Annotated in this window: 9 protein-coding genes and 1 pseudogene; 8 read left to right on the top strand and 2 right to left on the bottom strand. The window is 70.4% G+C overall.

Annotated elements, in window-relative coordinates; genetic code table 11:
* Positions 1–701: 701 nt before the first annotated feature.
* Positions 702–956 (bottom strand): annotated as a pseudogene (locus ACFE8Y_RS15090) (IS5/IS1182 family transposase); the annotation flags it as partial.
* Positions 957–1,039: 83 nt separating this feature from the next.
* Between ACFE8Y_RS15090 and ACFE8Y_RS15085 the strand changes: the two are divergent.
* Positions 1,040–1,459: an EF-hand domain-containing protein gene (locus ACFE8Y_RS15085; RefSeq protein ID WP_375465202.1), complete on the top strand. Its 420-nt coding sequence runs from the start codon at positions 1,040–1,042 to the stop codon at positions 1,457–1,459.
* A 234-nt stretch (positions 1,460–1,693) separates the two neighbouring features.
* Positions 1,694–1,906, top strand: a complete 213-nt coding sequence (locus ACFE8Y_RS15080; RefSeq protein WP_375465201.1) for a hypothetical protein — start codon at positions 1,694–1,696, stop codon at positions 1,904–1,906.
* An 8-nt stretch (positions 1,907–1,914) separates the two neighbouring features.
* Here ACFE8Y_RS15080 and ACFE8Y_RS15075 read toward each other — a convergent pair whose 3' ends face one another.
* Positions 1,915–2,199: a hypothetical protein gene (locus ACFE8Y_RS15075; protein ID WP_375465200.1), complete on the bottom strand. Its 285-nt coding sequence runs from the start codon at positions 2,197–2,199 to the stop codon at positions 1,915–1,917.
* 706 nt (positions 2,200–2,905) lie between these two features.
* On the opposite strand from ACFE8Y_RS15075, the gene ACFE8Y_RS15070 reads away from it, so the two are divergent.
* The 6 genes from ACFE8Y_RS15070 to ACFE8Y_RS15045 form a co-directional block, all read left to right on the top strand.
* Positions 2,906–3,517, top strand: a complete 612-nt coding sequence (locus tag ACFE8Y_RS15070; protein ID WP_375465213.1) for a helix-turn-helix domain-containing protein — start codon at positions 2,906–2,908, stop codon at positions 3,515–3,517.
* Positions 3,518–3,639: 122 nt separating this feature from the next.
* The gene (locus tag ACFE8Y_RS15065; protein ID WP_375465199.1) at positions 3,640–4,533 is read left to right on the top strand and encodes a glutamine amidotransferase; all 894 of its coding nucleotides are present in this window, start codon (positions 3,640–3,642) and stop codon (positions 4,531–4,533) included.
* Entirely contained in the window at positions 4,533–5,222 is a 690-nt protein-coding gene (locus ACFE8Y_RS15060) for a protein glxC (protein WP_375465198.1), read from the top strand. Before ACFE8Y_RS15065 ends, ACFE8Y_RS15060 begins: the two co-directional genes overlap by 1 nt.
* Positions 5,222–6,568 (top strand): FMN-binding glutamate synthase family protein, encoded by a 1,347-nt coding sequence (locus tag ACFE8Y_RS15055; RefSeq protein ID WP_375465197.1) that lies wholly within the window; start codon positions 5,222–5,224, stop codon positions 6,566–6,568. The genes ACFE8Y_RS15060 and ACFE8Y_RS15055 overlap by 1 nt, the downstream gene beginning before the upstream one ends.
* Before the next feature lie 82 nt (positions 6,569–6,650).
* Positions 6,651–7,949 carry a type III glutamate--ammonia ligase gene (gene glnT / locus ACFE8Y_RS15050; protein WP_375465196.1) on the top strand — a complete coding sequence of 433 codons (1,299 nt, stop codon included), beginning with the start codon at positions 6,651–6,653 and terminating at the stop codon, positions 7,947–7,949.
* Between the two features lie 204 nt (positions 7,950–8,153).
* On the top strand, positions 8,154–8,221 hold a 68-nt coding region (locus tag ACFE8Y_RS15045; RefSeq protein ID WP_375465212.1), incomplete at its 3' end, for a GTP-binding protein.

The following is an 8,221-nucleotide window of genomic DNA, read 5'->3' as shown; positions in this document are numbered from 1 at the left end:
AGCGACGGCAGCTATGCATCAACGCGGACCCGTTCACATGGGCTGGCGTGTCGCACCAGATGCCCGTCGCGGCTTGCCCGCGTCCAGGCCGTGGTGTGGGCGTGTCGTCGTAGACTCTCAACGCCGTTATGCCCTCGGGCGCAGATCGGGCGACGGCCGATCGTCACGATACGCCGGACCCGCCCCCATCATGGCCGATCGTTCATCGATAAGATGAAGGCAAACTTCAACGTTGGAATACTGAGTGCGATGTCATTGAAACTCTGCAAACCGTAGACGAAATCCCGACCTCGGTACGGATGCACCAGCATCTCACGTCATTCGTCTCTCACGATGATAACGCCTGTGACGTGGGAAGAGGTCGCGAGCGGCTTGAGAGCCGACCTCCGGCAAGCATCGATTGTGCCGCGCGTCGGCACGGGCGCGAAGGCTGGCCCAACCGGGGCGATCCGGCAACGGTCCGTCCGCGTCAATGGAAATCCCGGCTGCGATAGACGCGCCGGTCCGGCGGCTCCCAGAAAACCGTCTGCTATGCGTTGGAGTACGAGCACAGACCAACAGGGGATTAAACCCAGAAATTTTAAGGACACCGGCAGACAATGATGGACGCCAGAAAATAAGGAATCGACTTATTCGCTCTTTCAGGGCGAAACCACGGGCTCGATGCCCGTAGGGCGCGCCAATCACATCAAGCACTTAGGCGGCATCGGTTTGCCCGGCGGCTTCCTGCGGTGGATGCGCGAGACGAAGCCGTGGGCCGACGGGTGCGCCGCGTCGGGCTTCGGATGGGCCGTGTCGGCGCGGACGTCGCCGGCCGTGTTGGCCGTATCGAGCAGGGCGGGCCGCTGCGCCCCGTCGCGGCAGGCCCCATCGGTGGCGATCCCGGTGCGGATCAGGCCGTGGCGGCGGTCGGTGCCGACGTGGGTCTTGTCGCCCAACGCCGGCACCGCGATGGCGACGCACTTCGCACCGGCCGTGGAACATCGTCCGGCGAGCAAAGCTTGCTCTTCGCCTGATGTACTCTGGAGATTTTCCCCCCATGCGTCTGCTCAATACCCTGGCCGCCTCCCTCGCCGTGGCAGCCGTCCTCGCGGCGGCAGTGACGGTGCCTCAAGCGTCGGCGCGGTCGTCCGGCACCGACAAGACGATGACGATGGTCGACACCGACAAGGACGGTACGATCGATCTCAATGAAGCCAAGGCCGCGGCTGCCGCGACGTTCGACAAGCTCGACACGGACAAGGACGGCACGGTCGACACCAAGGAGTTGAAGGGGCGTCTGAGCCGAGCCGACCTGAGCGCGGCCGATACCGACAGGAATGGCACGCTCAGCAAGGAGGAGTTCCTGGCCAACGTGAACGGCCGGTTCAATCTGTCGGACCCGGACAACGACGGCACGCTCGATGCCAAGGAACTGCGGTCACCGGCCGGCAAGAAACTCATGCAGTTGCTCAAGTAGGTATCGCACGCGGACTCTCCGCCATCGCAGCAGGACACGGACTCGCCGGCCCTCGGGGCGGCGGGTTCCTCATGATTTACGGGACCGCCGACGCAGTACGAGACCTGTGGCTTGAGCCGGCCGATCAGTGCGGCGTCCGGGGCCGAGCCTGCGGCACTTCGGGGCCGTGCTTGCCGCGAAGCGACCTCATTAACCCGTCACCCGTACCCTATGGACAACCGTAAGGATGCGCGCGTGCCGAAGATCCCGACCGTCGCCGTGGCTGGCCTGTGGTCCGTGATCACGCTCGCAGCGCTGAGCGTCGTCGCGCTGGAAGGTCGGCAACCGAAGGGGAGCCGTACGGCCGGCGTTTCTCTCGCGACGGCGGCCGTCGTCGCGCCGGCGGTCACCGGCTCGGTCACGCATACCGACGCGACCGGCAACCGCTACCGCAAGCGGCAGGAATAGGGGCACAGTTACTCGAGCCCGTAGGCTTTGTGCATCGGTGGAACGGTCGCCTTGCTGCGCCTGGTGTCCTGCACGGCCTTCGTCGTGGGTGACAGCGGAATCGGCAGCGCCATCCAGTGCGTGTAGTCCGCCCAGGCCCATCCGCGATCATCCCCGGGATGCACGCCCTCGCCACGGAGGTCGGCGCGGATGATGTGCATCTCGAACCGGGCGGCCGCGCCTTGCCCGACCCACAGACCGGCGACGAACCGTTGCCCGTCGCGCGGCGCGCTCGTCATCGGCTGCCAGCTCACGCGTTCTCCTCCGTCGCCATCTCGCTCACACGAGGCCAACTCGGGACCGCGTCGGAAGGTCCAGCCCATCCGGTTCGAGCCGCAGGCTCCATCGGGGCTATCGTGCGTTCCGGCAACGCTCGTGGCGGGCGTTGTGGGCCCCCTGCATCGGTGATGACCTTCGGCGTCCCACCGCAAGGCCGAAGAGGTGCAGCGGACCGGCAGCGCCAAGGCGGGAGCCGGGGCATCCGGTGGAAGGGGGCGGCAGGGCCGACGCACCGACCGCGGGCAAGGGTCAACCGAAGCCGGCGACCTCACGGGCGCAGACCGAGCGTTCACCGGACGTGGGCACCAGTTCGGCGACGGCGGGCAAGGCGGAAAGGCAGGCCGCCGCCGAGACTGCCGAACTCACCAAGGAGCAGCACGGCCGGGGCCGGCGGAAGGCAGAGGAAGCCTGACGCCCATCAGATCCGGTGTCCTGGCGGGCCCCGAGGCCGGTGCCAAGCTGCAACATCGTGACGCCTCGGTGATCGCCGCGACCGGGTAGTCCACCTTGCACCCCGCCCCGCCGCGGGGCAGGCTCACGTGCCGGAGCGTAGGTTTCGACGGAGCGTGCTCTCCCGGCGACGCGGAGGCCGACTCGTCGTCGGACGATTGCCGCGTGCCCCGGCTACGGGCCTCGCTGCGATGCGCTTGCGGCTTCGAGGCGTTGTGTGAGGAGGGATACATCGGCGATTTGAAGACGGGTTCGCGGGCGCCGTCGGACACGCTGCGGACCCTGGAGCGGGCGCTCGGCCATCAGATCCGGCAGATGCGGCGCGAGCGCGACCTGTCGCTGTCGGATCTGGCCGGCGCGGCCGGCCTCTCGCTCGGCATGGTCTCCAAGATCGAGAACGGCCAGATCTCGCCCTCGCTCTCGACCATCAACGCCGTGGCCACCGCGCTCAACGTGCCGATCACGGCCCTGTTCACCACCTTCGAGGAGAAGCGCGACTGCTCCTACGTCCGCGCCGGGCAGGGCGTGGTGATCGAGCGCCGCGGCACCAAGGCCGGGCACGTCTACGCGTTGCTCGGCGCGGCGCTGGGCGGCGACCTCGTGGTCGAGCCCTACCTGATCACCCTGGAGGCGGACGCCGAGGCCTACACCGGCTTCCGCCACGCCGGCACCGAGTTGATCTACATGCTGACGGGCGCGGTGGTGTACCGCCACGCCGGGCACGACTACCCGCTCAGGGCCGGCGACGCGCTGCTGTTCGACTCCGCCGCCCTGCACGGCCCGGCGGTGCTGGTCGAGACGCCGATGACCTACCTCTCGATCATCGTCTATCCCCGCCGCTGACGGGTGCGGCCCAGGCCGGTGCTGAATTTCCCATCAGGAAATTTTAATTATCCTTGGTTGACCTGCCGCCGGCCCCGTGCGAGCACGGCGGCGGGGGTCTCGCGCGTGGGGAGCGGGTCGCGATGTGCGGCATCGTCGGATTGTTTCTGAAGGATGCCGCGCTGGCGCCGCGCCTCGGCGGGCTGCTCGCGGCCATGCTCGACACGATGACGGAGCGCGGCCCCGACAGCGCCGGCTTTGCCGTCTACGGCCCGGCCGCGGCCGGGTTGAAGCTGACCGTGCGCGGCCCCGACCGGCCGACGCTGGACGAGGGCCTCGGCGCGCTCGCGGCCGCCCTCGGCGAGGAGCCGCGGGCCGTGCTGCGCGACACCCACGCCGTGCTCGTGCTGCCGGCCGAGCGCGCGGCGGCGGCCCGCGGCTGGCTTGCCGCGCATCGTCCCGGCCTCGACGTGGTCGGGGCCGGGCACCGGATGGAGATCTACAAGGCGGTCGGCCGTCCGGCCGCGGTCGCGGCCCGCTTCCAGCTTGCCGGCATGTCCGGCAGCCACGCCATCGGCCATACCCGCATGGCCACCGAGAGCGCGGTGACCACCGACGGTGCCCACCCGTTCTCCACCGGCCCCGACGAGTGCCTCGTGCACAACGGCTCGCTGTCCAACCACAACGCCCTGCGCCGGCGCCTGGAGCGGGAGGGCCTGCGCTTCGCCACCCGCAACGACAGCGAGGTCGCGGCGGGCTACCTGACGTGGCGCATGCAGGCGGGCGCCTCGCTGACGCAGGCGCTGGAGGCGAGCCTTGCCGACCTCGACGGCTTCTTCACCTTCGTGGTCGGCACCGCGACAGGCTTCGCGGTGCTGCGCGATCCCATCGCCTGCAAGCCGGCGGTGATGGCCGAGACCGACGCCTACGTCGCCTTCGGCTCGGAGTACCGGGCGCTGGCGGGCCTGCCGGGCATCGACGCGGCGCGCGTGTTCGAGCCGGAGCCCGCCAAGGTCTACGCCTGGGACCGGCACTGATGCCGACGGTCGACCTGAGGACGCAGCCCCTGCGCGCGCTCAACCGCACGCTCCACGCCCTGCGGCCGGACACCAACGAGACCCACTGGACGGTGGCCAACCCGGACGGGCGCCACGCCATCGCCGCCGGCCTCGACGCAGCCGTCACGGTCGAGGTCGCGGGCAACGCCGGGTACTACTGCGCCGGCATGAACAAGCGGGCGACCGTGATCGTGCGCGGCAACGCCGGCGTCGGCGTGGCCGAGAACATGATGAGCGGCCTCGTGTGCGTCCGGGGCGATGCCAGCCAGTCGGCCGGCGCCACCGCCCGTGGCGGCCTCCTGGTGATCGACGGCAACGCGGGCGCGCGCTGCGGCATCGCGATGAAGGGCGTCGACATCGTGGTGAAGGGCGCGGTCGGCCACATGTCGGCCTTCATGGCCCAGGCCGGCACGCTGACGGTGCTGGGCGATGCCGGCGAGGCGCTGGGCGACTCGCTCTACGAGGCCCGGCTCTACGTCCGCGGGACGGTCGCGAGCCTGGGGGCCGACTGCATCGAGAAGGCGATGCGGCCCGAGCACCTGGAGGAACTCGGCGCCAAGCTCGCCGCCGCCGGGCTGTCCGGCGCGGTCGATCCGGCCGAATTCCGCCGCTACGGCTCGGCGCGGACCTTGTACCACTTCCACGTCGACAACGCCGGAGCCTACTGATGCGCGAGCCCCGCACCGATCGGCCGGACCCGCCGCGCCCGGCCCCGCGCTTCTCGGCGACGTTTACCCCCGAGGTGATGGCCGAGATCCGGCGCGCGGCGGCCACCGGCATCTACGACATCCGCGGGGCGGGCGCCAAGCGGACGCTGCCGCACTTCGACGACCTGCTGTTCCTGGGCGCCTCGATCAGCCGCTACCCGCTGGAGGGCTACCGCGAGCGCTGCGGCACCGAGGTGGTGCTGGGCGCGCGCTTCGCCGCCAAGCCGATCCGGCTGAGGACGCCGGTGACGATTGCTGGGATGAGCTTCGGCTCGCTCTCGGCCCAGGCCAAGGAGGCGCTCGGGCGCGGCGCGACGCTGGCCGGCACCTCGACGACGACGGGCGACGGCGGCATGACGGACGAGGAGCGCGCGCACTCGGCCACGCTCGTCTACCAGTACCTGCCCTCGCGCTACGGCATGAACCCGGACGACCTGCGCCGGGCCGACGCGATCGAGGTGGTGATCGGCCAGGGGGCCAAGCCCGGCGGCGGCGGCATGCTGCTCGGCCAGAAGATCACCGCGCGCGTGGCCGGCATGCGCACGCTCCCGCCCGGCATCGACCAGCGCTCGGCCTGCCGCCACCCGGACTGGACCGGGCCGGACGACCTCGCGATCAAGATCGGCGAGCTGCGCGAGGTCACGGGCTGGGAAAAGCCGATCTACGTCAAGGTCGGCGCCTCGCGGCCGTACTACGACACCGCGCTGGCGGCCAAGTCCGGCGCGGACGTGGTGGTGCTCGACGGGATGCAGGGCGGCACCGCGGCGACCCAGAACGTGTTCATCGAGCACGTCGGCATCCCGATCCTGGCCGCGATCCGCCCGGCGGTGCAGGCGCTCCAGGACCTCGGCCTGCACCGCACGGTGCAGCTCGTGGTCTCGGGCGGCATCCGCTCGGGCGCGGACGTGGCCAAGGCGCTGGCGCTGGGCGCGGACGCGGTCGCCATCGGCACCGCCGCGCTGATCGCGCTGGGCGACAACGACCCGGCCTACGAGGCCGAGTACGCCGCGCTCGGCACCACGGCGGGCGCCTACGACGCCTGGCACGCGGGCAACGACCCGGCCGGCATCACCACCCAGGACCCGGAGCTCGCCCGGCGCCTCGACCCCGAGCGCGCCGGGCGCCGGCTGGCCAACTACCTCGCGGTGCTGACGCTGGAGGCGCAGACCATCGCCCGCGCCTGCGGCAAGAGCCACCTGCACAACCTCGAACCCGAGGACCTCGTGGCGCTGACCATCGAGGCGGCGGCGATGGCGCAGGTGCCGCTCGCCGGCACCACTTGGATTCCCGGTCGGACGGGTCCGTGACCGAGCCGTCGCCGCACGGCGGCCCTTTCCGCGTGAACGCCGAGCCGATGCGACGTGGCCGGACCCAGGAGCGCCCCCCGCGATGACGCTTGATCTCGAAGCCACGGCGAAGGAACGCGGCATCCGATACTTCCTGATCTCCTACACCGACCTGTTCGGCACCCAGCGCGCCAAGCTGGTGCCGGCGGCCGCGATCGGCGCCATGGCCAGGGACGGGGCGGGGTTCGCCGGCTTCGCCACTTGGCTTGACATGAGCCCCGCCGACGCCGACCTGTTCGCCGTGCCCGATCCGGACGGCCTGATCCCGCTGCCCTGGAAGCCGGAGGTCGGCTGGTTGCCGGCCGACCTGCACATGAACGGCAAGCCCGTGGAGCAGGGGCCGAGGAACCTCCTCAAGCGCCTCATCGCCGAGGCGGCGGCGGAGGGTCTTCAGATGAAGACCGGCGTCGAGTGCGAGTTCTTCCTGATCACGCCCGACGGCTCCGAGCCGGCCGACACGGCCGACCGGCAGATGAAGCCGTGCTACGACCAGTCGGCGCTGATGCGCCGCTACGACGTGATCACCGAGATCTGCGACGCGATGCTGGGCTTGGGCTGGCGCCCCTACCAGAACGACCACGAGGACGCCAACGGCCAGTTCGAGATGAACTGGGACTACGACGACGCGCTGGTCACCGCCGACCGGCACGCCTTCTTCAAGTACATGACGCGCTCGATCGCCGAGAGGCACGGCCTGCGCGCGACCTTCATGCCCAAGCCGTTCGTGGACCTGACGGGCTCGGGCTGCCACGCCCACGTGTCGCTCTGGCAGGACGGCCGCAACGTCTTCGCCGACGCCTCCGACGCGGTCGGCCTGTCGGAGGCCGGCTACCACTTCATCGGCGGCCTGATCCACGCCGCCGACGGGCTCGCCGCGATCACCAACCCCACCGTGAACTCCTACAAGCGCATCAACGCGCCGCGCACCGCCTCCGGCGCGACCTGGGCACCGAACACGGTGACCTACGCGGGCAACAACCGCACCCACATGATCCGCATCCCCGACGCAGGACGCTTCGAGTTCCGCCTCGCGGACAGCGCCGCCAACCCCTACCTGCTGCAGGCAGGGCTCCTGGCGGCCGGTCTCGACGGCATCCGCAACAAGCGCGACCCGGGCCGGCGCCTCGACATCAACATGTACACCGAGGGGCACACGGTCGAGGGCGTCAAGCGGCTGCCGCTCAACCTGCTTGATGCGCTGCGGGCGCTTGAAGGCTGCGCCGTGCTCAACGCGGCGCTCGGCGCCTTCGTGCCGAGCTACCTCAAGCTCAAGACCGAGGAGTGGAACGCCTACTGCCGCCACCTCACACAGTGGGAGCGGGATACGACGCTCGATTGCTGAAGCCCACCTCCGCCCGCGTGCGCCTCGTGGCGCCGTCCCGCCCGATCGCCGCGACCGCGCCGCCGCCCGGACGGGCGCCCCCTTGCCGCAGGCGCCGAGTCCTTATATTGCGGCGCAATAGCACGAACCTGCTCTCGACCCGGCGTGGCCGGCCGCATCCGCGCGGCCCGTCCCGTGGCGGGTTCTACTCGCTTCGGAAACACCATGAAGCTGCGCAACATCGCCATCATCGCCCACGTCGACCACGGCAAGACGACGCTCGTCGACAAGCT

The sequence above is a fragment of the uncultured Methylobacterium sp. genome, assembly GCF_964242245.1.
GTDB lineage: Bacteria > Pseudomonadota > Alphaproteobacteria > Rhizobiales > Beijerinckiaceae > Methylobacterium.
The sequence above is the reverse complement of the archived record's forward strand: the minus strand, read 5'-3'. Positions and strand labels throughout refer to the sequence as shown.